This window comes from Pseudonocardia xinjiangensis, from assembly GCF_050948425.1.
GTDB classification, from domain to species: Bacteria; Actinomycetota; Actinomycetes; order Mycobacteriales; family Pseudonocardiaceae; genus Pseudonocardia; species Pseudonocardia xinjiangensis.
The window spans coordinates 6,177,489-6,201,222 of the sequence record NZ_CP192009.1; the positions used below are offsets into that span (position 1 = coordinate 6,177,489).

The following is a 23,734-nucleotide window of genomic DNA, read 5'->3' on the forward strand; positions in this document are numbered from 1 at the left end:
GCACTAGCGCTGTGCGGCGACGAGGAACAGCGGGACCGCGACGAAGATCCGGTTCGTGCGGGCGCGCTCGGCCTGCTCAGCGAGCCAGCCCTCCTCCTCGGTGATTCGGTGCAACAGGGCGAGCGCGATGCCGTCGGTGAACACGGTGGTGTGCACCTCGACGACCGGGTCGGTGAACCCGGCGTCGAGCAGGAGGTTGCGGTACTTGCGGGCGGCGTGCGGCGACGGGAGCGAGTCCGCCTTCGCGTGGACCAACCGACGGGTGGTCTCCGGGTCTTCCGAGTCGATGATGATCGTGTCCCAGTCCTGGCCGAGCAGCACCGCCCGGCCGCCCGGCGCGAGCACCCGGCGGGCCTCGGCCACTGCCCGCGCCGGGTCGTCCATCGCGTGCAGGACCTTGTCGGCGCGGTAGCCGGCGGCCGTGCCGGTCTCGAGCGGCAGCTCGGAGGCGTCGCCGACGTGGAACTCGCCGCCGGGCCAGCGCTCGCGGGCCACGGCGATCATCTCGGGGTCGAGGTCGACGCCGACCGCGCGAGCCCCGCGCTCGGCGAGCTCGGCGACCGCACGGCCGCCCCCGCAACCGGCGTCGACCACGGTCCGGCCGGCGAGCGGCTCAAGCAACTCGTAGGAACGCGCGCGCAGCTCGCCGGCTCCCGGCTGCGCGTCGGCGGCGTCAAGGATGGGCAGCAGAGTGGACATGCCCGCCATGCTCGGACTTAATGTGGACATGAAGTCAAGCCTGCTGACGATCGGCCAGGTGGCCGACCAGTTCGGCCTGCCGACACACGTGTTGCGGCACTGGGAGTCGATCGGGCTGCTCGCCCCCGCCCGGGTCACCGGCGGCCGCCGGCGCTACAGCCGTGACGACCTGTTCCGGGTGGCCTCGATCCTGCGTGCGAAGCAGGCCGGTCTGCCGTTGGGGGAGATCCGGGAGTTCCTCACCGCGGGCGACCCGACCGCGCGCAAGGACGTGCTGCGCCGCAATCACCGCGCCCTGCTGGACCGGATGGCGGCGCTGCGGGCCGCGCTCGACCTCCTGGAGACCGGGCTGAACTGCACCCACGACGACATCGCGACCTGCCCGAACTACCAAGCCCACCTCGAAGAGCTGGTGGCAACGCCGTGAAGCTGGAGCGGTGGCGCGGATCTCGAGGCCGTTTCGGCGGGGCGGGAGCGTACGTCCCGGAACTGGCGACATACGTGCTTGAGATGGGGACATGCGTGCTGGAAGTGGGGAGATGCGCGGAATCCCCCTTGGCCTCCAGTGGCCCTCGACAACTGTCCGAATCCCTAACTTCGCCGACGGTGCCGCCCTGGTTCTCCCAGACAGCCACCCGGCAACCGAGGCTCTGATCTGGAGCGCTTGCGGGCTGCGGGTCCATCTCGTTCCTAGACGGAGAAGCGGAACGAATTCGGGCAGATTCTGCGGGCGCTGGATGTCACGACCTGCGCCACATGACGCGCCAGGTTGTCGTAAGATTTTTCTGAAACTGCCCCGCGGCCTGTCCACCGTCACCGTGGATGTCGCGCATCGCCTCACGGAGGCGTTTCATGGACTGGTCGATTCATGAACATTGCAACGGATGACGGCCGGAGCAAGCGGAACTCGTGCCGGATCAAGGGCGCGGGCCAGCACCGGACACCGGAGCGCCCGACTGCGAGCGTGACGCAGGTCTACCGCCTCGCCGATCTCGTCCCTGCCCGGTACCGCGTGCTCGTCCTCGCCGCCGCATTGACCGGGCTTCCGCTGGGGAGAACTGGTCGCGTCCGGCATTGTGACCTCGATCTGGAGGGACGCGTCGTGCACGTGTACCGCCGCATCGCGCAGACCCGACGCGGTCAGATGTGCCCGCCCCACGAAGTCCGTGGCCGGCGCCCGGTCGATCGCTTTGCCGGACGTCGTCGTCGACGAGCTTCGCCAAGCTCGACTCGTTCGCGGAGTCAGGACCAGAGGGTCTGGTGTTCCTCGGTGACCGGGACGGCCCGCTGCGCCGAGGCAACTTCCACCGCAGCACGCCGTGGACGCAGACGGTGGTCGGACTGCCACGCGGGTTCCACTTCCACGACGTCCGCCACACCGGCAACCAACTCGCCGCCGCTGCCGGCGCCAGCACACGCGAACTCATGCAGCGGATGGGCCACGGCTCGATGCGCGCCGCGTTGATCTACCAGCACGCCACACGCGAGCGAGACCGCCAGATCGCGGACCGGCTGAGCACCATCGTCACGCACTCCACGGCCACGACAGCCGCCCAGCCCGACGCGAAATAACACCTTCTCAGAACTCGTGTTTGATCAAGCGGCGAAGTTCTGATCAGGACCATGTCCCAGGGTCAGCAGCGGGCCAGCGGGCGTGTCCCACCAAGTTGACGGCACCTCGCCGTTGCCGCCCCGGCACGTCCGTCAGCACCGCGTCAACGGCGACCGCAGCCTCCCGTCCCGTGGCACGACCAGCACGGCCGCGTCGGCGCGTTGGCCGCCCCGGAGCATTTGCCTACGCCGGCGGCGGAGTGGTGGCGACTCGGACCCAGCCGTAGACACATTTGATGAGTGCACTAACTTTAGGTCGTGCAACCTAATCCCGGGTCGAGTGAACTAACCTTCACCGAGGCTGCACGCCGGAAGCAGATCGTCGCCGCTGCGATCGAGACCATCGCCGAACTCGGCTACGCCCGTGCCTCGTTCGCGCAGATCGCCCGGCGGGCGGGGCTGAGCAGCCCGGGGTTGATCTCGTACCACTTCGCCAACAAGGACGACCTGATCGGGCAGGTGGTGGCCGAGATCTACGCGACCGGTGGCGCCGTGGTGCGCCCGCACAGCGACGGCGCCACGTCGGCCTGGGAGACCCTGCGCGGGTATCTGGAGGGCAGCATCGCCTTCTACGACACCCACCGTGCCCACATGCGTGCCCTGGTGCAGATCCTCCAGGGCCATCCCGAGGCGCTGGGCCGGTGGGTCGGGGCCAGCAACTCCGTCGAGCTCGACGGCGTAGAGGAGGTGCTGGTCCGCGGGCAGCGCGCGGGCGAGTTCCGCGAGTTCGAACCGCGCACCGTCGCGGTGATCATCCGGCAGATGCTGTCCGGCGCGCTGCAGCACCTGCTGACCCAGCCGGACCTGGACCTGGCCGGCTACACCCGCGAACTGGTGGCCATGTGCGAGCACGCCGTGGCAGCACCGGAGAGAAGAGTCGATGGCTGAGATCGAGGGCGAGACCGCCCCAGGATTCGAGGGCGTTCGCGACGCGTTCGCGGCCAACTTCGCCGAGGGCGCCGAGGTCGGGGCCGCGGTCAGCGTGTACCGGCACGGGGAGAAGGTGGTCGACCTGTGGGGCGGGATCGCCGACCCGCAGCAGGCCCGGCCCTGGCAGAGGGACACGCTGCAGGCCGTCTACTCCACCACCAAGGGGGCGACGTCGGCCTGCGCGCTGCTGCTCGTTCAGCGCGGCGAGCTGGACCTGGACGCCCCGGTCCGCGACTACTGGCCGGAGTTCACCGCTCCGGTCAAGGTCCGCTGGCTGCTCACCCACCAGGCCGGCCTGCCCGCCCTCGACCGGCCGGTCCCGCTCGCCGACGCGCTGGCGTGGGACCCGATGGTGGACGCGCTGGCCGCGCAACGCCCGTTCTGGACGCCCGGCACCGAACACGGCTACCACGGGCTGACCTTCGGCTGGCTGGTCGGCGAGGTGATACGGCGGGTGTCGGGCCGAAGCCTCGGCACCTTCTTCCGCGACGAAATCGCCGAGCCCCTCGACCTGGACTTCTGGATCGGCCTGCCCAAACCGCAGCACCACCGGCTGAGCCGGATCGTCATGCCTGAGCCCGATCCCGACGCGATGGCCGGGTTCAACCTCGACGACCTGCCCGAGCAACTGCGGGACGTGCTTGCCGCCTACACCGACCCGACCTCGCTGACCTCGCGCACCTACGACGCCGTGGAACCTCGCATGGACAACAACGACCCGGACGTGCTGGCCGCCGAGATCCCGGCCACCAACGGCGTGTGCACCGCCCGCGCGCTGGCCAGGTTCTACGCCGCGCTGATCGGCGGCCTCCTCGAACCCGACACGCTGGCCCTGGCCACCACCGAGCAGGCAGCCGGCCGCGACCGCATCATGCGCATCCCCGTGCGATGGAGCACCGGCTACGCCCTATGGACGTCGGAGGCGCCCTGGCTGCCGCAGACCATGTTCGGCTTCTCCGGCCTCGGCGGCTCGATCGGCTTCGCCGACCCGGAGACCGGGCTGGCGTTCGGCTACGTGATGAACCGCCTCAGCGACGGTCTCACTCCCGACCCCCGAGCCGCGCGCCTGGTCACCGCGACCATCAACAGCATCAAGGAGCAGCGATGACGAACCGTTTCACCCCGCAGGAGGACGCCGAGGACCTCGCCATCGTGCTCCGCGAGGCCCGCGAGATGCAGGGCGTGTCGGCCGCGGAACTGGCCCACCGCACCGACATGCGCACCGAGGACATCCTCGAGTTCGAGGCAGCCCGGGTCATCCCGGCCCGAGACCAGTTCGCCGTCTACATGCGGGCGCTCGGGTTCGAGGCCTGAGCCTTGAGGTAGTCGACGAGGGCGTCCATCGCCGCGATCGTCGGCCCTCGATGAGTCGCTGCTGCCTCAGCGTCACGGCCGAAGAGGATCACAACTCGATCCCTCAGGATCAGGTACCGACACGCGAGTTCAAGACCAGGGCTAGTTGCACGCTAGTTGCACGGAAACAAACGGCCACCCCACCCAAGATCAGGTGGGGCGGCTGTTCTTGCTGGTAGAGACGCTGAGCGGGCGACGGGAATCGAACCCGCGTAGCCAGTTTGGAAGACTGGGGCTCTACCATTGAGCTACGCCCGCGTGTCCCCCACCGACTCGGGGACGTGCCCAGCGTAGCGGACTCCGCAACGCCCCCGTCCCGCGCCTCGATGGTCACCAGTCACCGCCGACCAGCGGCGCCGTCGTACGGCCCGCCGGCCGCCCCCGTTCTGGGATCCACGGTCGGTCCTGAGCCCGCCGCTCGGAACGGATTCCGAACAGGACGGTCGGCTGGGGCAGGTCCGAGGACTCCGCGTCACGAGTCCCGGGACGACCACCTAGACTTCACCCGACGGGGTGTGGCGCAGCTTGGTAGCGCACTCGCTTTGGGAGCGAGGGGCCGTGGGTTCAAATCCCGCCACCCCGACCACGTCAGCCCGGTTGCATGCGATCTTGCTCCCGGCTGGCAGGTCGACCGCCGGCGCACGACGCGGGACGACGTTCCGGGGTCGGAACCTCGTTGCGACCCCGCCCCGCTCCCGACGACGATGATCGGGTGAGCTCCGCCGGCGGCATGGCAGCAGCATCAGGAACTCGGATCCGGCTGAGGGCGATGGAGCCCGGTGACGCCGACGACCTGTGGCGGTGGAACCACGATCCGGACGTCATGCGGTGGATGAACGACGGATACGGCTCGTCACTCGCGCAGACCAGACGACGGATGGAAAGCCGGGAGCCGAACTCCTATCGCGACGTACTCTTCGGCGTCGAGGTGGTTGCCGACAGGAAGCTCATCGGGATCGTTCGGCTACGCGACGCCGAACCCGAGCTCGGTTGCGCTGAGCTCGACATCTACCTCGGCGAGAAGTCCTACTGGGGCCAGGGCTACGCCACCGAGGCCATGCGTGCCATGTGCCGGTACGGCTTCGACAAGATGCGCCTGCACAGGATCTTCTTGAGTGTCGTGGCCGAGAATCACGCCGCCCGCCATGTCTACGAGAAGGTGGGGTTCGTCGAGGAAGGCAGATTGCGCGAGGCGTTCCGGCGGGACGGAAGCTGGTACGACATGTTCATCATGGGCCTGCTCGAAGGCGAGCTGAGGTAACGCCCGGCGCCTTAGGTCGCCGGCCCGCCGAGCACCCGGCGCACGAGGATGTCGGTGAACTCGGCAGGTCTTTCGTACAACGACCGGTGCCCGCTTTCGGCGAGAAGGACATGTTCCTTGTGCGGCGCCTGGAGCCCCGCGAACCACTCCTGCATCGGCTGTACACGACCGGGAACCTCGTCAGCACCGTCCACGAAGTACACCGGCACCTCGAGCCGCGGGATGTCGGTACGCAGGTCGACGTCCCGGACCCGCGGGTAGTAGACGTCGTGGGCGTCGACGAGTCCCGCGAAGAGATGGACCTTGTCGAGAACCGTGTACTCCGACGCCGCGAGGCTCTCGTCGAGTCCGCCTTGCCCACCGGCGCGGGGGAAGGCCCTGCTCTCGGCGAGGATCAGCGGTTCGTAGTCGTAGATCCGAGCGTACGGGGGTGGGCCCACCGCGGTGAGGGCCGCGGCGAGTTCGTTGTCGTGGTGGTGGCGAGCCCAGTCGAGCGTCGCGGCGTACTGCGCCTGGTCGGCCTCGGTGGTGTCGACGGCCTGGCCGACGCCGATGTAGGCGCTGAACAGTTCGGGGTGGCGCTGCACCGCGAACGCGGCCGGGATCGACCCGCCGGAATGGGCCAGCAGATAGATCCGGTCGGCGCCGAACCGCTGCCTGAGGTGGTGCGTGGCGGCGACGACGTTGTCGATCTCGTCGTCCAGGGTCATGGTCGGCGTGGGTTCGATCGCCGGGTAGGAACTGCCGCCGCCGCGCCGGTCCAGGGTGGCGACGACGACGTGCTGCTCCAGTCCGGAGAGGTGCGCGCGGACCGCACCCCGTTCGGCTGCCCCGGGCGCACCGGGCACGAACAGCAGGACCGGTCCGGCTGTGTCAGCGCCGCGGATCATCATGCCGAGCTGATGGGAGCCGGCGTCGACGCTCGCGAGTTCGGCGATGCTGCGGTCGCCGGGGATCGGGTCCGTGCGTGCCGGCAGCGCCACCGCGCCCGTCACCAGTACGACGACGGCGGCGAGCCCGCCGATCATGGCCCGATCGAGGTAGCGGCCCAGGCGGCCGCGGCGGGCCGGTCCGGCGCCGTAGGCGGCGGCGACGACCATCGGCAGCACGGTCAGGAGCCCGTGCACCCCTCGCCCGGCGGCCAGCGCGACCGCACCCAACATGCTGGCGTGCGGGGCGTCGACGGTCGGCCCGACGGCACCGGTTCGGACGATCTCGACCGCGATCACGAACAGGGCCGGTGCGACCAGCATCGCCCACCGCGACCGGCTCCACCGGCCGGCCACGCCACCGACCACGAGGCTGACGCCGACGCTGATCAGGGCCTCGGTCGGGGTCAGTGGGCCCCGTGGGGTGGTCAGGCCGGCGATCATGCCCCACGTCACCGGGGCCAGAGCGGCACCCCACCGTCTGTACGTCATCGCGGCACCGCCGATCGACTCGCCCGACGTAGCGGTCGCTACAGCCGAAACGTAGCAGACGCTACGCCGACGGGTGAAGCGGTTGCTACGGTTCAGCGGTGGATCGTCGCGCCGAACTCGCCGAGGGTGCCCTGGACTACGTGCTGGTCCACGGGCTCGTCGGGTTGTCGCTGCGGCCCCTCGCGGCAGCGCTCGGCACCAGCGACCGGATGCTGATCTACCACTTCGGCAGCAAGGAGCGCCTGGTCGGCGAGGTCCTGGCCCTCGCACAACGGCGCCTCGCCGCGTCGCTGGAGCCACCGGGGCCGGACGTGCGCGGTCTCGCCGACCTGGTGCACCATCTGTGGGCCGCGCTCAGCACCCCGGCGGCGGCCCGGGTCACGCGGCTGTATCTCGAGATCTGCGTGCTCGCCGTGCAGGAGCCGGAACGCTTCCGCGCAGCCCCCGAGCGACTGCGCGGACCCTGGCGGGCGCCCCTGCAGTCCGGCCTGGTCGCGTTCGGCATCGCGCCGGAGCGGGCGGCGCCGGTGGCCGACCTGATCCTGGACACCCTCGACGGGCTGGCGCTGGACCGGCTCGTGGCCACCGACCCCGCTCGCGTCGACGCGGCGGCAGCCGTCTTCGCCGAGCTTCTCGAGGGTCACCACCGGGCAACGGGCGCGAAAGGCAGCACCTGACGGCGCACGTGACAGTTCCCACTATTGTCGCGAATGGCCCCATGTATTCCCGCGTAGAATTGCTTCGGCAGCGCGCATGACGAATTCCAGGGAGCACGCATGACGTTGGCGTCCGAAGAGGCCGGAGCCTTCGCGGGCTTCGAGCTGTCGCAGATCACCGTGGGCGAGGTGTCCCTGCGGGTGCGCCACGGTGGTTCCGGCCCGCCCCTCCTGCTGCTGCACGGGTACCCGCAGACGCACATGATGTGGGGTCAGGTCGCGGGCGGGCTGGCCGAGGACTTCACGGTCGTGGCGCCCGACCTGCGCGGCTACGGCGACAGCAGCAAGCCCGAGTCCGTCCCCGACCACGCGAGCTACGGCAAGCGCGCCATGGCCAGCGACGTCGCCGGCCTGATGCACCAGTTCGGGTTCGAGAGCTTCGACGTGGCAGGCCACGACCGCGGCGGCCGGGTCACCTACCGCCTGGCCCTCGACCACCCGCAGGCCGTTCGCCGGCTCACCGTCCTGGACATCGTCCCCACGAGCGAGGCGTGGGCCCACGCCGACCGGAGCTTCGCGCTCGACTACTGGCACTGGCCGTTCCTGGCCCGGCCGTATCCGTTTCCCGAGACCCTGATCGGGCACGACCCGGAATGGTTCTTCTTCGACTCCCAGTTCGGCGCCGACGCGCCGAACTTCCGGCCCGAGGCCCGCGCCGACTACGTCAGATGTGCCCGGAACCCGGCGGTCGTGCATGCGATCTGCGAGGACTACCGCGCCGGCGCCACGTACGACCGGCTGCTCGACGAGCAGGACCACAGCGCGGGCCGGAGGATCGCCTGTCCGATCCAGGTCCTGTGGGGCGCGAAGGGCCGGCTGGGCGGCGACTACGACCCGCTGACGATCTGGCGCGGCTGGGCGGACGACGTCACCGGTGAGGCGCTCGACAGCGGACACTTCCTCGCGGAGGAGAAGCCGGCCGAGACGCTGGCGGCCCTGCGCCGGTTCCACGGCGAGGGCCGCTGATGCGGCCTCACCAGAGGCTGGGGTGGAGCTCAGCCGAGCGCCACGGCGATCCCCTTGCCCGCCCCCCGGCTGGCTCCGGTGACCACGGCGATGTCGGTCATGACGACTACCAGGTCACCGGCAGTTGCTCGACGCCGTAGACGACGGCGTTGTCCTTGTACGTCAGCTTCTCGATGGGGGTCGCCAGCTGCAGGTCGGGGAGCCGGCGGAACAGCGTGTCGAACACGATCTGCAGCTCGGCCCGCGCCAGGTTCTGCCCGAGGCACTGGTGGGGGCCGAAGCCGAAGGCCACGTGGTGACGGGCTCCGCGCGCGACGTCCAGGCTGTCCGGGTCGTCGAACACCTCCGGGTCGGTGTTGGCGGCGTAGCTGAGCGCGAACACGCCGTCACCAGCCTTGATCCGGACTCCGTCGAGCTCGATGTCGGCGGTGGCGACCCGGGCCGTCGCGGTGTCGGCGATGCTGAAGTACCGCAGCAGCTCCTCGACGGCGTCCGGGGTCCTGGACGGGTCGGCCTTGATGATCGCGAGCTGGTCCGGATTCTGCAGCAGCGCGATGGTGCCTAGCGAGATCATGTTCGCCGTGGTCTCGTGCCCGGCGATCAGGAGCAGGAAGGCCATCCCCACCAGTCCCGCATGGTCCACCGTGCCGTTCTCGCGCTGCTTCAGCACCTGCCGGCCGAGCAGGTCGTCGGTGGGCTCGTGCTCCTTCGAGGTGACCAGCTCGTCCAGGTAGTTGCGCACCTCCTCCACCGCACGGAACCGATCCTCGGCACTCGTCGTGCGGGTGATCAGCAGCTTCGACCGGGACTGGAAGAACTCGTGGTCGGCATAGGGCACCCCGAGCAGCTCGCAGATCACCAGTGACGGCACGGGCAACGAGAACGCCTGCACGAAGTCCGCCGGCCGGGGGCCGGCGACCATCGCGTCGATGCTCTCGTCCACGATCTGCTGGATCCGCGGCTGCAACGCCCGGGTGCGCCTGACGGTGAACTCGCCCACCACGGCGCGGCGGGCCGGACCGTGCTCGGGCGGGTCCATCGAGATCAGGGAGGGCGAGAACATCGGCCGGTCCGGCGGCAGCTCGATCAACCGCGGGAAGTCGGGGTGGTTGCGGTCGGAGCTGAACCGGGTGTCGGCCAGTACCGCGCGCACGTCCTCGTGCTTGGTCACCAGCCAGGCGTGGCGCCCGGTGGGCAGCAGGACGCGGGCGATCGGCGACTGCTCGCGCAGCTCCTCGTACGCCGCAGGCGGGGAGAAGGGGCACGTGCGCTGCATCGGGAACGTCGGAACCTGCTGGTCGACCAGTTCGGTCATCGCGGTACCCCCATCGGAACGCCTACCATGTGGAGGATTGACCTCCGGTTACGCTGTCCACGGTACGCAAGCGGAGGATTTTCGTCCACCTAGTCGGAGCACGTCCACGGAGCCAACCGGACCCCGTGCAACAATCCGGGCGAAGTACGGGGGGTGATCTGCATGACCGCGGATCCGGTGACGGGCCTGAGGGCCGACGCACGCCGCAACCGTGACCAGATACTGGCCGCGGCCAAGCAGTGGTTCGCCGTGCAGGGGCCGGATGTGCCGATGGAGGAGATCGCGCGTGCCGCCGGCGTCGGCATCGGCACGCTCTACCGCCGCTTCCCCGACCGGGAGGCGCTGATCCAGGCCGTGGCCCGGGACAGCTTCGAGAAGGCGCTGGCCGAGGCACGTGCGGCGGTGGCGGAGGAACCCACGGCGTGGGAAGCGCTGGTCCGCTTCCTGCACCAGTCCCAGGAGCTCCGGTTGACCATGCAGCTCGCCATGACGTCGCCGCCGAGGATCGCGTTGCGCGACGACGAGGAGCGCAACGAGCTCCGCCGGGCGCTGATCGAGGTGCTCGACACCGTGGTGCACGCCGCACAGGCGGAAGGCACCCTGCGCGACGACATCGACACCGGTGATGTCGCAATGGTGTTCGCACTGCTGGTACGGCAGGTGCCCAAGACCGACGACACGGTCGCCGGACTGGCGGCAGAGCGCTGCATGGCGCTGATACTCGACGGCCTACGCGCGCCGTCCTCCGGCGCACCGCTGCCCGGGCGGCCCATCACCGCCGAGGACATCGGCCCCTAGGGGGTGTCCTGTGGATCTCGGTCGATGAGAGCCGTGGTCCAGGTGGTTCCTGGCGGCGCCGCTGGATCGCCCTCATACCGGGCGTATTCGGGCGGTTCGGCGGTGTCGCCAGGGGCCGCCTGGGCGCGGCTATCGCGATCGAAGATCCGCGGGACACCCCCTAGCTGTACTCGGCCAGGACGTTGGTGGCAGATCGGTTGTCGTGACACGCGGACGGGGTTGTTGAACGAGGGAGAGCCTCCGGTTGGGGTGTGGCTTGTCTAGGACCCACTCCGCCCGGAGGCTCTCGTGTCACACGGTAATGCCCGCCTGACCTTCCACGGCCGACGCACGATCGTCGAGCGAGTCCTGCACCAGCGGCGTCCGCGCTCCCACGTGGCCGCCGAGATGGGGGTCTCCCGCCAGTGCGTGAGCCGCTGGATCGCCCGCTACCGCAGCGAAGGCGAGCACGGGCTGCACGACCGTTCTTCGCGACCCCACACCTCACCGGCCCGTACTCCCACCCGGACCGAAGCCCAGGTTGTGGCCCTGCGGGAACGCCAGCGGCGCGGGCAGGACTGGATCGGCCCCGAGCTCGGCATCCCGGCCCGGACTGTGTCACGGATCCTGCGCCGCCACCAGATGCCCTACCTGCGCGAACTCGACCCGCTGACCGGCGCCCCGATCCGGGCCAGCAAGACCACCGCGGTCCGCTACGAACGCGACCGACCCGGCGAGCTGGTGCACATGGACGTGAAGAAGATCGGCCGGATCCCCGAGGGCGGCGGCTGGCGCGCCCACGGACGCGCCGCCCGCGACCGGGACCGCACCCGCACGATCGGGTTCGACTTCGTCCATTCCCTCGTCGATGACCACTCCCGGCTGGCCTACTCCGAGGTCCTCCCCGATGAGAAGGGCCCCACCTGCGCCGGATTCCTGCACCGCGCCGCGGGCTACTTCGCCCACCACGGGATCGGTCGTATCGAGCGGGTCATGACCGACAACGCCTGGGCCTACAAGTACTCATTACGCGAGGTCATCGCCGCACTCGGCGCCCGGCAGGTGTTCATCAAACCGCACTGCCCCTGGCAGAACGGCAAGGTCGAACGACTCAACCGCACCCTGCAGACCGAGTGGGCCTACCGGCAGGTGTTCACCAGCAACCACGACCGCACCGCCGCTCTTGCACCCTGGATCGAGCACTACAACACTCGACGCCGCCACAGCGCACTCGCAGGACTCCCACCGATCAGCCGGCTGTCACCAACCTGACGGCCGAGTACACCTAGCCCCGCAACGCCGGGAGCCCGCCTCCCCTGGGGAAGACGGGCTCCTGGTGAGCGAGGTGGATCAGACGACGCGAACGCCGGTGGCCTGCGGGCCCTTGGTGCCCTGGCCGATCTCGAACTCCACGCGCTGCCCCTCGTCGAGGCTACGGAAGCCCGAGGCGTCGATCTCGGAGTAGTGAACGAAGACGTCAGCGCCGCCCCCGTCGACCGAGATGAAGCCGAAGCCCTTCTCGCCGTTGAACCACTTCACAGTTCCCTGCGCCATGCGATGTGCTCCTAGCAGACGGTGGGACCCGCACCGTGCGCGTCCCGGCCGACCCTGATGGGCTGATCAACGTCACGTCGACGCCGACTCCCCCACCAACCTGTTCCCGCGAGCGTGCATCACACGAACACCGAAACTGAACGACCTGCACCCATCCAACCACGTCGCAGGCGGTTCTGTCCCGCGCCCCCGCGACACGCCGCGTTCCGTCGGGTGACGTGGGGCGATCGGGACACTTCACATCGCCGACACCTCGGGTAACTCCACCGATACGGGACCACATGACGATCACCCGATGATCTCGCCCGATCCGATCGTCGCACGCGCACTCATCGTCGAAGGCATCGGGAGGAGGGGGTTCCTGCGGGCCGCCACCGCCGTCACCGCCGCAACGATGGGATCGTCCCTGCTCGGAGCCTCGCCCGCCGCAGCAGGCACCCGGTCATCGGTGCCGGCCGCCCCGCTGCAGCCGGGCACCGGCCCGATCGACGGCGACCACTACCTGCCCTCCACGCCCGAGGCCGTGCGCTGGGGGTACGTCCCGGCGATCGGCGCCACCCCGGCCCTGCGCATCGCGTCGGGCGAGACCGTGACCATCGACACGGTCTCGCACGAGGGCATCCTGGAGGACCAGGGCCGCGACCCGATCGCGTACTTCGGGCGCCACCAGGTGGCGCCGGAGGGCGTGCTCACCGATGCCGTCGCGATCGCCCGCGACTACAACCGCACGCCGCGCAACTTCGACGTCGACGGCCCGCACGTGATCACCGGGCCGATCTTCGTCGAGGGGGCGGAACCGGGCGACGTGCTCAAGGTCGAGACGCTGTCGGCCGTCCCGCGCGTGCCCTACGGCGTGGTCTCCAGCCGGCACGGCAAGGGCGCGCTGGCCCGCACCGCCGACGGGGGCGCCCCCGCCGGCATCACCGTCGAGGAGGTGATGCCGCCGGTCGCCACGGACGGTCGTGCGACGAAGGACCCCCTGCGCTACGGCAACGTCTCGACCTTCACCAGCGTCCGGGCGGGAAAGGGGGGCGGAGCCGTCGGCGTGATGCCGTTCGGGTCGGGCCGGGGTGAGGTCGTGTTCCCCCTGCAACCGTTCATGGGGACGATGGGCGTGGCGCACACGACTGCGGCAGGCGAGACCGCGCCCGAGCTCAACTCGATCCCGCCCACGCTCGGTGGCGGCAACATCGACATCCGGCTGCTGGGCCCGGACTCGGCGTTCTACCTGCCCGTCCACGGGGAGGGCGCGCTGTTCTACGTCGGCGACCCGCACCTGGCGATGGGGGACGGCGAGGTGGCCCTCACCGCGCTGGAGGGGTCGTTGCGGGCGACCTTCCGGCTCACCGTCTGCAAGCCCGGCTCCGGGGACGCTCCCTCGGTCGCCTACCGCTACCCGTTCGCGGAGACGCCCGACGTGTGGGTACCGATCGGCCTGTCCGACCCGGACGGTTCGGCGAACGGGCAGGGCACCGACCTGAACGTCGCCATGCGCCGTGCCGTGGTGAATGCCCTCGACTTCCTCGAGCACGACCAGGGCATGGACCGGCCCACCGCCTACGCCTACCTGTCCGCGGCGGCGAACTTCACGGTCTCGCAGGTGGTGGACCGGACGGTCGGGGTGCACGGGGCGATCTCGAAGTCGCACTTCCCGACGGGCTGACCTGCCGGGCGAGGTGGTGGTCGACGGTGGTCACCCGTCAGGAGCCGAGCAGCGCCAACTGCCGGTGGACGGCGGCGGTGGTGCGATCCACGTCCCCGGAGGCCAGCAGGTCCAGCAGCGCTCCCCGCAGCACGGCGAGCACGGCGGTGGCGGCTGACCGGTCCGGGCCCAGCACGGTACGCAGGACGTCGAGCCAGTCCTCGACGCTGCGGGCCGCGAACCCGCCCCACGGCCCGTCGGGCTCCACGAGCGAACGCGCGTAGCCCTCCGTCCAGAGCCGCAGCAGGTCCCGGTGGGCGGGGTCGGCCAGCCAGTCCCACAACCGGCGGACCGCATCGGCCGGGCGGTCCGTCGATCCGGCCTCGGCCAGCAGGGCGACCTCCTCCCGCCGCGACCGCGCGAGCAGCGCCTGCACCAGGCCGTCCTTGGAGCCGAAGAGGTAGAGCAGGACGCGCGGGCTGGATCCGATGGCCTCCGCCAGCGGCCGCAGCGACATCCCGGCCAGTCCGTGGGACAACGCGTACCGGTAGGCGAGTTCGAGGAGTTCCTCGCGGCGGGGAGACGGAGGTTGCGCATCCGCGGTCACCGCGTCATTCTGGCACTGAAACGACCGTTTCAGTGGAGGTGACCGATGGGCGAGGTCCGGGTCCGGACACTCGGCGAACCGGGCGACCTGGGCTGGGTGGTCCAGGCGCACGGCGAGCTGTACGCACGCGAGTACGGCTGGGATGCCTCGTTCGAGGCTCTCGTGTCGCAGATCGTCACCGACTTCGCACTCGCCCATGACGAGAGGTGCGAGCGCGGGTGGATCGCCGAGCTGGACGGCAGCCGCGTGGGCTGCGTGCTCTGCGTGGCAGATGACGATCCCGGCACGGCCAAGCTGCGGGTACTGCTCGTGCATCCCGACGCTCGCGGCCACGGGCTGGGCGCCCGGCTGGTCGACACCTGTGTGACGTTCGCCCGTGACGCCGGATACCGGCGGCTGCGACTCTGGACCAACGACGTGCTCACCAGGGCCCGGCACATCTACCTGGCGGCGGGCTTCCTCATGGTGGAGCAGAAGCCGAGCTGCAACTTCGGTGTGGAGCTGGTGGAACAGACCTACGAACTCGACCTGGGCCCGGCCTGACGGCCGGGCCACCCGTGCCGTGTCAGGCGGCGGCGTCCCACTGCCACTGCTCGGTCATGGCCTCGCCGCAGTCGGGGCAGGGCACCTGGAACCCTGAGGTCGCCGTGGTCGGCAGCTCCACCTCGACGCTGCAGCCCAGGCAGTTCCACCATCCGGTTGTGTTCGACGTGTCCATGCGACCGATGCTAAATCACAAGCCTGTCATTTTCCGGGCTGCGGCTTCCCGCACCGCTGTGACCTGGGCGTTCGCGGTCCGACCATGATTCAGATCTCGTCCACCAGGTCGGCGATCGAAGGCACGACGCGGAACGGCCGGTAGGGGAAGCGGTCGATCTCGTCGGCCTGCATGATCCCGGTCAGCACCAGGATCGTGCGCATCCCGGCCTCCAGTCCCGCGACGATGTCGGTGTCCATGCGGTCACCGACCATCACGGTGGTCTCGGAGTGGGCCTGCACCCGGTTGAGGGCCGCCCGCATCATCAGCGGGTTCGGCTTCCCGACAAAGTACGGGCTGACGCCGGTGGCGCGGCTGATCAGCGCGGCCACCGCACCGGTGGCCGGCAGCACCCCGTCCTTCGACGGGCCGGTCGCGTCGGGGTTGGTGGCGACGAAGCGGGCGCCCGCCGCAATCAGCCGGATCGCCGTGGTCACCGCCTCGAAGCTGTACGTGCGGGTCTCCCCGAGCACCACGTAGTCGGGCGAGTTGTCGGTGAGCACGTAGCCGATCTCGTGCAGCGCCGTGGTGAGGCCGGCCTCGCCCACCACGTACGCGCTGCCTTGGGGCCGCTGGTCGTCGAGGAAGGTGGCGGTGGCCAGCGCGGAGGTCCAGATCGACTCCACCGGCAGGTCGATACCGCTGGTGCGCAGCCGGAACTGCAGGTCACGTGGGGTGTAGATGGAGTTGTTGGTGAGCACCAGGAACGGCTTGCCGACCTCGCGGAGCCGCGAGACGAACGCGTCGGCTCCAGGGATGAGCCTGCCCTCGTGTACGAGCACGCCGTCCATGTCGGTCATCCAGCAGTCGATCGCCTTGGGGTCTCCCACGATGGGAGCCTAGGGGAACGATGCCTTTCCTACCGGCGTTGTCCAGCTTGAGGCGTTATGAGGGAGTTGGTTGGCATGGCGGGAACGATCCTCACCGTGGTCGTCCTCGTGCTGATCGTGGCGGGCGCCGCCTGGCTCATCCGGCAGCGCGCGGCCGCCCGGGAGCGGGAGCTCGAGGACGCGAAGTCCGAGGCACGACGCTGGGTGGAACGGCTGGGTGGGCAGGTGCTCAACCTCGTCGGCACCAACGAGGCGGCGAAACAGGCACTGGCCGACGCCGCCGAGCGCTACACCGCGGCAGGCTCCCAGATGGAGCAGGCGCGCAGCACCACCCAGACCAGGCAGGTCACCGAGACCGCCTACGAGGGCCTCTACTACGTGCGCGCGGCCCGCACCGCGATGGACCTCGATCCCGGACCCGAGCTGCCCCCGCTGCCCGGGCAGCAGCGCGCGGGCGCCGTCACCGAGGAGCGCGACGTGGAGCTCGACGGCCACTCCTACAGCGCCTCCCCCGCACCGTCCGAGCGCAACCGGCACTACTACCCCGGCGGGGACGTCGCCGGTCGGCCGGTGCCGCGCGGCTGGTACTCCGAGCCGTGGTGGCGCCCGGCCCTGGTCGCCGGCGCCTGGGGGATCGGCTCGGCACTGCTGTTCAGCGCGATGTTCTCGGGCATGGCGGGCGTGGCGTACGCCGACGGGTTCTCCGACGGCGCCGGCTACGACGACGCCCAGGGTGACGTCGGGGGCGACGACGGCGGCGGCATCGACGGGGGCGATCCGGGGGGCGGCGACTTCGGCGGCTTCGACGGCGGCGGCGACTTCGGCGGCGGGGGGTTCGGCGACTTCTGACCAGGGCGAGATGGTCGCTCCGGCGCCGCGCGGGGCGGTAGCGTCGGCGATCATGACGGTCGGAACGGGCCCATCGCCCTTCACCGAGACCACCACCTCTGCCCGCCGCGCCGCCTACGAGCAGCTGACGGCGTCCGGTCCGGTGCAGGAGACCGTGCTGTTCACCGGTGTCCGGGTGTGGCTGGTCTCCGGGTACGCCGAGGCCCGGGCACTGCTGGCCCACCCCGGCATCGCGAAGCGTCCCGGCGGTCCGCATTTCGACCAGATCCCCGCGGAGCTCAACGCGGCGCAGAACACGCACATGCTCACCAGCAATCCCCCGGACCACACCCGGCTGCGGCGGCTGGTGTCGGCCGCGTTCACGCGCCGGCGGATCGACACGATGGCGCCCCGGATCCAGGCGATCACCGACGCGCTCCTCGACGACGTCGCCACCGCCGGACGCGCCGGTGCGCCGGTCGACCTCGCCGCGGTGTTCGGCTACCCCCTGCCGATCGCCGTGATCACTGAGCTCCTCGGGGTGCCCGAGCAGCGCCGGGAGGCGTTCCGGGACTGGACCACGATCGTCATCAACGGCTCGGTGTATCCCGCGGACACCTACGTCGACGCGGTGGAGCAGCTGGTCGGGTACGTCCGCGGGCTCATCGCGGAGAAGCGGGCCGCTCCCGCCGACGACCTGCTCTCCGACCTCATCGCCGTGCGCGACGGGACCGATCGGCTCTCCGAGGACGAGCTCACGTCGATGGTGAAGCTGCTGCTGGTGGCCGGGTACGAGACGACGGCCAGCCTGATCGTCCTCGGTACGCACGCGCTGCTCTCGCATCCCGAGCAGCGGCAACTGCTGCGCGCGGAGCCGGATCGGCTGCCCGCGGCGATCGAGGAGATGCTCCGGTACGACCCGCCGCTGCAGGTGGCCATCCCGTCGGTCACCACCACACCCGTCGAGGTCGGCGGCGTCACGATCCCCGCAGGCGAGGTGGTGGTTCCGGTGCTGTTCACGGCCGGCCGCGACCCGGCCCGGTTCGAGGACCCCGCCGGGTTCGACATCGCCCGCGCCGACGCCGCCCAGCACCTCGCGTTCGGCCACGGCGTCCACCACTGCCTCGGCGCACCGCTCGCGCGGCTCGAGGGCCGCATCGCGATCGGCTCGCTGCTCGCCCGCTTCCCCGACCTGCACCTGGCCGACGGGGCGGGCGACCCCACGCGCCATCCCTCCCTGCTGGTGAACGCGATGGCCGAGCTGCCCGTCAGAACCAGCCGATCGAGGGTCGCCCAGCCGGGGTGACGACGTCGTCAGACCTGGAGTTCGGGGGGAAAGCCGGTCCAGCGCAGGTCGGCGGGCAGATGCCGCATGTCGTTGTGAACGAGCACGGAGGACGGCCTGCCGGGCGCGTAGCGGATCACCGTCAGAGCGGCGTTGCCGTGGTTGAGGCCCATCCAGCGCCACTCGGGCGCGTCGAGGGCGGCTCGTACCAGCCATCCGACGAGGAAGTTGTGGGTGACGACCAGCTCGTGCCGGGGCCGGCCGCCCTCGACCGGTCCGGTGAACGCCGCAAGGGCTTGCCTGGCCAGCGCGGGGCCGTGCTCGCGTTCTGCTTCCGTGAAGCCGCCGAGGAAGCCGAGCAGGGAGCCGGCCGCGTCCTCGGGCAGTTCCTGTCTCTGCGGCAGGTAGGGCAGGTAGTCCCCCGCGAGCTCCGACGATCGCAGCGGGACGTCGGCACACTGCTCGCCGATCAGCCGGGCCGTCTGTTCCGCTCGGGGCAGCGGGCCGTGATGGATGGCGGACAGCGGTGTGCTCCTGAGCCGTTCGCCGAGCAGGACGGCCTGGCGGCGGCCTTTCTCGGTCAGCGCGGTCTCGTCGGCCGAGGCCTCACCGTGCCGGGCGAGATAGAGGTAGCGGGCGGCTCTGTCCGTGGTCCGGGCTTCCGTCGGCACCGCTGAAGCCTGCCAGGGTCCCCCCGCAGTGGTGACGAGCGCACAATGGTCGCCATGATCGGTCGGCGCTCATGACCACGTTCGTCCTGGTCCACGGCGGGTGGCACGGCAGCTGGTGCTGGCGGCGGGTCACACCGTTGCTGGTGGAGAAGGGGCACGAGGTCCATGCCCCCACCCTGACCGGAGTGGGCGACCGCGCTCACCTGCACGGCCCGGACACGGGCCTCCACACGCACGTCGAGGACGTCGTGGCGGTGCTGGAGATCGACGACCTGCAGGACGTGGTGCTCGTCGGGCACAGCGCCGGCGGCGCGGTGATCACCGGGGTGGCCCAGCGCTGCGCCCACCGGCTCCGCGAGCTCGTGTACCTCGACGCGTTCGTGCCGAAGCCCGGGCAGTCGATCCTGGACACGCTCACCCCGCAACGCCGCCAGTTCTTCACCGCCGCCGTGGACGCGCTGGACCGGATCGTCCTGGACCCGGACACCGGGATGGACGGCTGGGCCGTCACCGATCCCGCCGACCGCGACTGGGTGCGACCCCGGCTGCGCCCGCACCCCCTGCGCGCACTGGCCGACCCGCTGCCGCCCGGCCCGGTGCCCGAGGTGCCGCGCCGTTTCGTCCACTGCACGGTGAAGCCCGGCCACGACAGCTTCGCCGGGTTCGCCGCGGCCGCGGGCGCGGACCCGTCCTGGCGGCTCGACGAGATCGCCGCAGGCCACGACGCGATGATCACCGCGCCCGCCGAGCTCGCGGCCCTGCTCGCCGACTGACCTGCGGGTCAGGCGCTCACCGCCGGCTGGCAGGTGGGACACCAGAACAGGTTGCGGGCCGCATGCTCGACGTGCGCGATCGGCGTGCCGCACACCAGGCAGGGGCTGCCGGCGCGGCGGTAGGCGTAGACCTCCCCGCCGTGCCGGTCCTGGCGGGGCGCGCGGCCGGTGCGGCGCGGGTCGTGCTCGGGGGCGACGGTGTCGATCCGGCCCCGGCGCACGCCCGCGCGCATCAGGGCGACCAGGTCGGCCCACAGTGCGTCCCACTGCGTCCTGTCCAGCGCGCGGCCGGGCAGCTGGGGGTCGAGCCCGTGGCGGAACAGAACCTCGGCGCGGTAGACGTTGCCCACGCCGGCGATCACGGACTGGTCCATGAGCAGGGTGGCCAGCGGGGCGCGGGAGCGGGAGATCCGCTCCCAGGCGCGGTCCGGGTCGGCGTCGCGACGCAGCGGGTCGGCACCGAGCCGGGCGCGGATCGCCCTCGCCTCGGCCGCGGTGATCAGCTCACACGCCGTGGGTCCGCGCAGGTCGGCGTAGTGCGTGGCTCCGACCATCCGCATCCGGACGAGGCCGCGCGGGGCCTGGGCCGGCAGCGGCTCGTCGCTGAACTGCCCGTACAGGCCGAGGTGGACGTGCACGACCAGACCCGGACCGTAGTGGTGGAACAGGTGCTTGCCGTGCGCCTCGGCGCGCACCAGCACCCGGCCGTCGAGGACGGCGGCGCTCGCCGTGAAGCGGCCCTGCGGGCTCGACACGGCCACGGGCAGGCCGGCGAAGCGGCGACGGTGCAGGCGGGCGAGCCGGTGGAGCGTGTGACCTTCCGGCATTGCTACGGGGCAGCCGGGACCTGACCGGGCGGCAGCGGGGGCGGGGTGCCGGTGCGCTCGTAGTCGGCGAGCAGGTCGATGCGCCGCTGGTGGCGGGGCTCCCCGGAGAACGGGGTGGCCACGAACGCGGCCACGAACTCCGCCGCCTCGTCGAGGGTGTGCATCCGCGCGCCCACGGCGACGACCTGGGCGTCGTTGTGCTGACGGCCCAGCGTCGCGGTCTCGACGCTCCAGGCGAGCGCGGCCCGGATGCCGGGCACCTTGTTGGCCGCGATCTGCTCGCCGTTGCCCGAACCGCCGACGACGACGCCGAGCGTGCCCGGGTCGGCGAGGGTCCGCCGGGCCGCCTCCACGCAGAACGGCGGGTAGTCGTCCTCGGGATCGTAGGTGGCCGGCCCCACGTCGATCGCCTCATGGCCCAGGCTGGTCAGGTGCGCGACCAGATGGGCCTTGAGCTCGAAGCCTGCATGGTCGGAACCGAGGTAGACGCGCACACGAGAAATACTGCCCCATGCCCGCGCCGGGCGCCGTCGACGGGGTTGCGCGCCCGGGGGATTGCAGCAAAGCCACGTTGCGGCAACCTCGTTGCGTGAAAGTGGCTTTGCTGCAACGGGGCGGCGTCAGCTGCGCTGCTCGTCCTTCTTCGAGGCCTCGGCCTCGTCCTCGGGGGCGACGTCCTCGGTGTGGGTGGCGGGAGCGGTGGGAACGGGAGCGTCCGGGTCGGGCGCCGACCCGTCCGGCGACAGGGCGCCCGGCATCGCGAGGACGGTCTGCACGGTCTCCAACGGCGGATCCACCCGTGGCGGCGGTGCCGCACCCGATGCCCGCGCGTCGATCCGCTCGCTCAGATAGCGCAGCACCACCGCGCCCGTGGCGGCCACCGGCACGGACAGGAACGCCCCCGCGATGCCGAACAGGGTGCCGCCCGCGGTGACGGCGAGCAGCACGACCGCGGCGTGCAGCCGGAGGCTGCGCCCCTGCAGGATCGGCTGCATCACGTTCCCCTCCAGCTGCTGCACGACCACGATGATCGCCAGGACGATCAGCGCCGTGGTGAACCCGTTGCTCACCAGCGCCACCAGCACGCCGAGCGCGGCGGCCACGATCGCGCCGACGATCGGGACGAACGCGCCGAGGAACGTGAGCACGGCCAGCGGGATCGCCAGGGGCACCCCGAGGATCAGCAGGCCCAGTCCGATCAGGACGCCGTCCACCAGCGCGACGATCGCCTGCACGCGGATGAAGTCGGCGACGGTCTTCCAGACCCGGCGCAGCACCTCGGCCATGTGACCGCCTGCGCCCTCGCCCGCCACGGCCCGCAGCCACGGCAGGAAGCGGGGCCCGTCCTTGAGGAAGAGGAACACGAGCACCACGGTCAGCACCGCGGTGATCACACCGGAGGCCACGCTCCCGATCCCGGTGAGCACGCTCGTGGTGATCGCCGAGATGCTCTGCTGCAGCTCGGTGGTCGCGGTCCGCAGCACCTCGTCGAGCTGGCCCTGGGCGAGGTTGAGCGGCGGCCCGGCCAGCCACTGCTGGATCGACTGGATGCCGCTGCTCGCGCTCTGCGTGATCTCCGGGATGCTCCCCGCCACCGACGTGGTGATCAGCGCGATGAGCCCGGCGAGCACGACCAGCCCGGCGAGCAGCACCGTGGCCGCGGCGAGCGCCGGCGGGAAGTGGTGCTTGCGCAGCCACCCGACAGGCGGCCACAGCACCGTCGAGACGATCACGGCGAGGATCACGGGGAAGATGACGGACCACAGGAGCCCGATCACCATCCAGATCAGCCAGGCGCCCGCGGACACCAGGAGCAGCCGCAGGCTCCATCGCGCTGCCCAGGTGACACCCTCGCCGATCGCGGTGCCGCGACCACGGCGGGGGTGCTCGGTCGTCGTCACGCCAACTCCTCTGTCTCGTTCTGCCGGTGCCCTACGGGGGTGGGTGCCGGGCAGTGCAGCCGTACCCGCGGACAAGGCTCTCAGACATCGGTGATCTCCACCGGACGTCGCACCGCCTACGATCGTGGGGGTGAGCAGCCACAGCGTTGCACCCGACGACGGGTCGGCCGCGGGGATCGTGCTCGCCGGCGGCCGCTCCTCGAGGATGGGTGAGTCCAAGGCCGCGCTCGAATGGCACGGCTCCACCCTGCTGCGCCGCACCACCGGGTTGCTGGCGCGCACCGTCGACGGGCCGGTCGTCGTGGTCCGGGCGCCGGGCCAGGCCCTCCCCGCACTGCCGGCGGGTGTCGAGACGGTGGACGACCCCGTGGAGGGCCGCGGGCCGATGCAGGGCATCGCCATCGGGCTCGCCGCGTTGTCGGACCGCGCGCGCATCGCGTTCGTCTGCTCCACCGACCTGCCGTTCCTGCACCCCGCATACGTGCGGCGGGTGCTGTCCGCGCTCGACGCCGAGGTCGACGTCGTGCTGCCGCACGCAGGCGGGCACCGCCAGCCGCTGGCGGCCGCGTACCGCACTGCGCTCGCGCCGGTCGTCGCCGGGATGGTGACGCACGGGCAGCTCAAGCTCGCGATGCTGTTCGACCACTGCCGGGTGCGCCGCATCGACGACGCCGGCCTGCTCGCCGACCCCCGGCTGCGCGCGCTGGACCCGGAGCTGGACTCGGTGCTGAACGTCAACGAGCCCGACGACTACCGCGTCGCGCGGGCCCGGCCCGCCCCGGAGATCACCGTCCAGCGTTTCGGGGCGCTCGCGTCCGGTGGCAAGCGCGGCCCCACCGTGGTGGAGGCGGCCACTCTCGGCGCCGCGGCGGCCGCCGTCGGGCTACCGCTGGACCGGCACGTCGTCGCCGCCCTGAACGGAGACCAGATCACCCGCGACGCGGAGATGCCGCTGGTGGCAGGCGACACGGTCGCCTTCCTGTCCGCCGACGCGGGCGGCTGACCCGTCC

Annotated in this window: 27 protein-coding genes and 2 tRNA genes; 17 read left to right on the forward strand and 12 right to left on the reverse strand. The window is 71.1% G+C overall.

The genetic code is table 11. From position 1 onward, the window contains the following. Positions 1 to 3: 3 nt before the first annotated feature. Positions 4 to 699: a methyltransferase domain-containing protein gene (locus ACQPZA_RS29130; RefSeq protein ID WP_433275341.1), complete on the reverse strand. Its 696-nt coding sequence runs from the start codon at positions 697 to 699 to the stop codon at positions 4 to 6. On the opposite strand from ACQPZA_RS29130, the gene ACQPZA_RS29135 reads away from it, so the two are divergent. The 5 genes from ACQPZA_RS29135 to ACQPZA_RS29155 all read left to right on the forward strand — a co-directional run bounded on the left by ACQPZA_RS29135 (position 698) and on the right by ACQPZA_RS29155 (position 4,554). Then, entirely contained in the window at positions 698 to 1,126 is a 429-nt protein-coding gene (locus ACQPZA_RS29135; RefSeq protein WP_433275342.1) for a MerR family transcriptional regulator, read from the forward strand. The genes ACQPZA_RS29130 and ACQPZA_RS29135 overlap by 2 nt on opposite strands. Positions 1,127 to 1,959: 833 nt before the next feature. Continuing rightward, entirely contained in the window at positions 1,960 to 2,271 is a 312-nt protein-coding gene (locus ACQPZA_RS29140) for a tyrosine-type recombinase/integrase (protein WP_433275343.1), read from the forward strand. Positions 2,272 to 2,568: 297 nt separating this feature from the next. Then, positions 2,569 to 3,198 (forward strand): TetR/AcrR family transcriptional regulator, encoded by a 630-nt coding sequence (locus tag ACQPZA_RS29145; RefSeq protein WP_433275344.1) that lies wholly within the window; start codon positions 2,569 to 2,571, stop codon positions 3,196 to 3,198. After that, positions 3,191 to 4,348: a serine hydrolase domain-containing protein gene (locus ACQPZA_RS29150; protein WP_433275345.1), complete on the forward strand. Its 1,158-nt coding sequence runs from the start codon at positions 3,191 to 3,193 to the stop codon at positions 4,346 to 4,348. The genes ACQPZA_RS29145 and ACQPZA_RS29150 overlap by 8 nt, the downstream gene beginning before the upstream one ends. Then, complete coding sequence (locus tag ACQPZA_RS29155) at positions 4,345 to 4,554, forward strand: helix-turn-helix domain-containing protein (RefSeq protein ID WP_433275346.1); 210 nt, start codon at positions 4,345 to 4,347, stop codon at positions 4,552 to 4,554. Before ACQPZA_RS29150 ends, ACQPZA_RS29155 begins: the two co-directional genes overlap by 4 nt. 226 nt (positions 4,555 to 4,780) lie before the next feature. Here the strand turns inward: ACQPZA_RS29155 and ACQPZA_RS29160 are convergent. Beyond that, positions 4,781 to 4,851, reverse strand: a tRNA-Gly gene (locus tag ACQPZA_RS29160). A gap of 251 nt (positions 4,852 to 5,102) precedes the next feature. On the opposite strand from ACQPZA_RS29160, the gene ACQPZA_RS29165 reads away from it, so the two are divergent. Next, a tRNA-Pro gene (locus tag ACQPZA_RS29165) sits at positions 5,103 to 5,179 on the forward strand. 144 nt (positions 5,180 to 5,323) lie between these two features. Further along, positions 5,324 to 5,854 (forward strand): GNAT family N-acetyltransferase, encoded by a 531-nt coding sequence (locus tag ACQPZA_RS29170; protein ID WP_433283043.1) that lies wholly within the window; start codon positions 5,324 to 5,326, stop codon positions 5,852 to 5,854. An 11-nt stretch (positions 5,855 to 5,865) separates the two neighbouring features. Here ACQPZA_RS29170 and ACQPZA_RS29175 read toward each other — a convergent pair whose 3' ends face one another. Next, positions 5,866 to 7,275 (reverse strand): alpha/beta fold hydrolase, encoded by a 1,410-nt coding sequence (locus ACQPZA_RS29175; protein WP_433275347.1) that lies wholly within the window; start codon positions 7,273 to 7,275, stop codon positions 5,866 to 5,868. A gap of 98 nt (positions 7,276 to 7,373) precedes the next feature. On the opposite strand from ACQPZA_RS29175, the gene ACQPZA_RS29180 reads away from it, so the two are divergent. Continuing rightward, positions 7,374 to 7,952 (forward strand): TetR/AcrR family transcriptional regulator, encoded by a 579-nt coding sequence (locus tag ACQPZA_RS29180; RefSeq protein WP_433275348.1) that lies wholly within the window; start codon positions 7,374 to 7,376, stop codon positions 7,950 to 7,952. Positions 7,953 to 8,051: 99 nt separating this feature from the next. Then, on the forward strand, positions 8,052 to 8,957 hold the full coding sequence (locus ACQPZA_RS29185; RefSeq protein ID WP_433275349.1) for an alpha/beta fold hydrolase: 906 nt from the start codon (positions 8,052 to 8,054) through the stop codon (positions 8,955 to 8,957). A gap of 106 nt (positions 8,958 to 9,063) precedes the next feature. On the opposite strand, the gene ACQPZA_RS29190 is transcribed toward ACQPZA_RS29185, so the two are convergent. After that, positions 9,064 to 10,272, reverse strand: coding sequence for a cytochrome P450 (locus ACQPZA_RS29190; protein ID WP_433275350.1), 1,209 nt, complete (start codon positions 10,270 to 10,272; stop codon positions 9,064 to 9,066). A 162-nt stretch (positions 10,273 to 10,434) separates the two neighbouring features. Here ACQPZA_RS29190 and ACQPZA_RS29195 point away from each other — a divergent pair, with 162 nt between their 5' ends. Beyond that, on the forward strand, positions 10,435 to 11,070 hold the full coding sequence (locus tag ACQPZA_RS29195) for a TetR/AcrR family transcriptional regulator (RefSeq protein WP_433275351.1): 636 nt from the start codon (positions 10,435 to 10,437) through the stop codon (positions 11,068 to 11,070). Positions 11,071 to 11,358: 288 nt separating this feature from the next. Continuing rightward, positions 11,359 to 12,321, forward strand: a complete 963-nt coding sequence (locus ACQPZA_RS29200; protein ID WP_433275352.1) for an IS481 family transposase — start codon at positions 11,359 to 11,361, stop codon at positions 12,319 to 12,321. 78 nt (positions 12,322 to 12,399) lie between these two features. Here ACQPZA_RS29200 and ACQPZA_RS29205 read toward each other — a convergent pair whose 3' ends face one another. Beyond that, a complete protein-coding gene (locus ACQPZA_RS29205; RefSeq protein WP_169395190.1) occupies positions 12,400 to 12,603 on the reverse strand; it encodes a cold-shock protein in 204 nt (67 codons plus the stop codon). 295 nt (positions 12,604 to 12,898) lie between these two features. Here ACQPZA_RS29205 and ACQPZA_RS29210 point away from each other — a divergent pair, with 295 nt between their 5' ends. Continuing rightward, positions 12,899 to 14,266 carry an acetamidase/formamidase family protein gene (locus ACQPZA_RS29210; protein WP_433275353.1) on the forward strand — a complete coding sequence of 456 codons (1,368 nt, stop codon included), beginning with the start codon at positions 12,899 to 12,901 and terminating at the stop codon, positions 14,264 to 14,266. Positions 14,267 to 14,303: 37 nt separating this feature from the next. Here the strand turns inward: ACQPZA_RS29210 and ACQPZA_RS29215 are convergent, their stop codons facing one another. Then, complete coding sequence (locus tag ACQPZA_RS29215; RefSeq protein ID WP_433275354.1) at positions 14,304 to 14,852, reverse strand: TetR family transcriptional regulator; 549 nt, start codon at positions 14,850 to 14,852, stop codon at positions 14,304 to 14,306. Positions 14,853 to 14,897: 45 nt separating this feature from the next. Here ACQPZA_RS29215 and ACQPZA_RS29220 point away from each other — a divergent pair, with 45 nt between their 5' ends. Then, a complete protein-coding gene (locus tag ACQPZA_RS29220) occupies positions 14,898 to 15,395 on the forward strand; it encodes a GNAT family N-acetyltransferase (RefSeq protein ID WP_433275355.1) in 498 nt (165 codons plus the stop codon). Between the two features lie 22 nt (positions 15,396 to 15,417). On the opposite strand, the gene ACQPZA_RS29225 is transcribed toward ACQPZA_RS29220, so the two are convergent. Both ACQPZA_RS29225 and ACQPZA_RS29230 read right to left on the reverse strand, forming a co-directional pair. Continuing rightward, positions 15,418 to 15,570, reverse strand: a complete 153-nt coding sequence (locus ACQPZA_RS29225; RefSeq protein WP_433275356.1) for a hypothetical protein — start codon at positions 15,568 to 15,570, stop codon at positions 15,418 to 15,420. 89 nt (positions 15,571 to 15,659) lie between these two features. Next, positions 15,660 to 16,400 carry an HAD-IIA family hydrolase gene (locus ACQPZA_RS29230; protein WP_211173972.1) on the reverse strand — a complete coding sequence of 247 codons (741 nt, stop codon included), beginning with the start codon at positions 16,398 to 16,400 and terminating at the stop codon, positions 15,660 to 15,662. 114 nt (positions 16,401 to 16,514) lie between these two features. Between ACQPZA_RS29230 and ACQPZA_RS29235 the strand changes: the two genes are divergently transcribed. Both ACQPZA_RS29235 and ACQPZA_RS29240 read left to right on the forward strand, forming a co-directional pair. After that, on the forward strand, positions 16,515 to 17,288 hold the full coding sequence (locus tag ACQPZA_RS29235; protein ID WP_433275357.1) for a hypothetical protein: 774 nt from the start codon (positions 16,515 to 16,517) through the stop codon (positions 17,286 to 17,288). 52 nt (positions 17,289 to 17,340) lie between these two features. After that, positions 17,341 to 18,573 carry a cytochrome P450 family protein gene (locus ACQPZA_RS29240; RefSeq protein WP_433275358.1) on the forward strand — a complete coding sequence of 411 codons (1,233 nt, stop codon included), beginning with the start codon at positions 17,341 to 17,343 and terminating at the stop codon, positions 18,571 to 18,573. Positions 18,574 to 18,581: 8 nt separating this feature from the next. Here the strand turns inward: ACQPZA_RS29240 and ACQPZA_RS29245 are convergent, their stop codons facing one another. Further along, on the reverse strand, positions 18,582 to 19,223 hold the full coding sequence (locus ACQPZA_RS29245; RefSeq protein WP_433275359.1) for a histidine phosphatase family protein: 642 nt from the start codon (positions 19,221 to 19,223) through the stop codon (positions 18,582 to 18,584). 71 nt (positions 19,224 to 19,294) lie between these two features. On the opposite strand from ACQPZA_RS29245, the gene ACQPZA_RS29250 reads away from it, so the two are divergent. Further along, a complete protein-coding gene (locus ACQPZA_RS29250) occupies positions 19,295 to 19,996 on the forward strand; it encodes an alpha/beta fold hydrolase (protein WP_433275360.1) in 702 nt (233 codons plus the stop codon). A gap of 8 nt (positions 19,997 to 20,004) precedes the next feature. Here the strand turns inward: ACQPZA_RS29250 and ACQPZA_RS29255 are convergent, their stop codons facing one another. The 3 genes from ACQPZA_RS29255 to ACQPZA_RS29265 all read right to left on the reverse strand — a co-directional run bounded on the left by ACQPZA_RS29255 (position 20,005) and on the right by ACQPZA_RS29265 (position 22,724). Continuing rightward, positions 20,005 to 20,823, reverse strand: a complete 819-nt coding sequence (locus tag ACQPZA_RS29255; RefSeq protein ID WP_433275361.1) for an Fpg/Nei family DNA glycosylase — start codon at positions 20,821 to 20,823, stop codon at positions 20,005 to 20,007. Between the two features lie 2 nt (positions 20,824 to 20,825). Then, the gene (locus ACQPZA_RS29260; protein ID WP_169395179.1) at positions 20,826 to 21,317 is read right to left on the reverse strand and encodes a ribose-5-phosphate isomerase; all 492 of its coding nucleotides are present in this window, start codon (positions 21,315 to 21,317) and stop codon (positions 20,826 to 20,828) included. A gap of 126 nt (positions 21,318 to 21,443) precedes the next feature. Then, positions 21,444 to 22,724, reverse strand: a complete 1,281-nt coding sequence (locus tag ACQPZA_RS29265) for an AI-2E family transporter (protein WP_433275362.1) — start codon at positions 22,722 to 22,724, stop codon at positions 21,444 to 21,446. A gap of 130 nt (positions 22,725 to 22,854) precedes the next feature. Here ACQPZA_RS29265 and ACQPZA_RS29270 point away from each other — a divergent pair, with 130 nt between their 5' ends. After that, positions 22,855 to 23,727: an NTP transferase domain-containing protein gene (locus tag ACQPZA_RS29270; protein WP_211173962.1), complete on the forward strand. Its 873-nt coding sequence runs from the start codon at positions 22,855 to 22,857 to the stop codon at positions 23,725 to 23,727. The last annotated feature ends 7 nt before the right edge of the window (positions 23,728 to 23,734 follow it).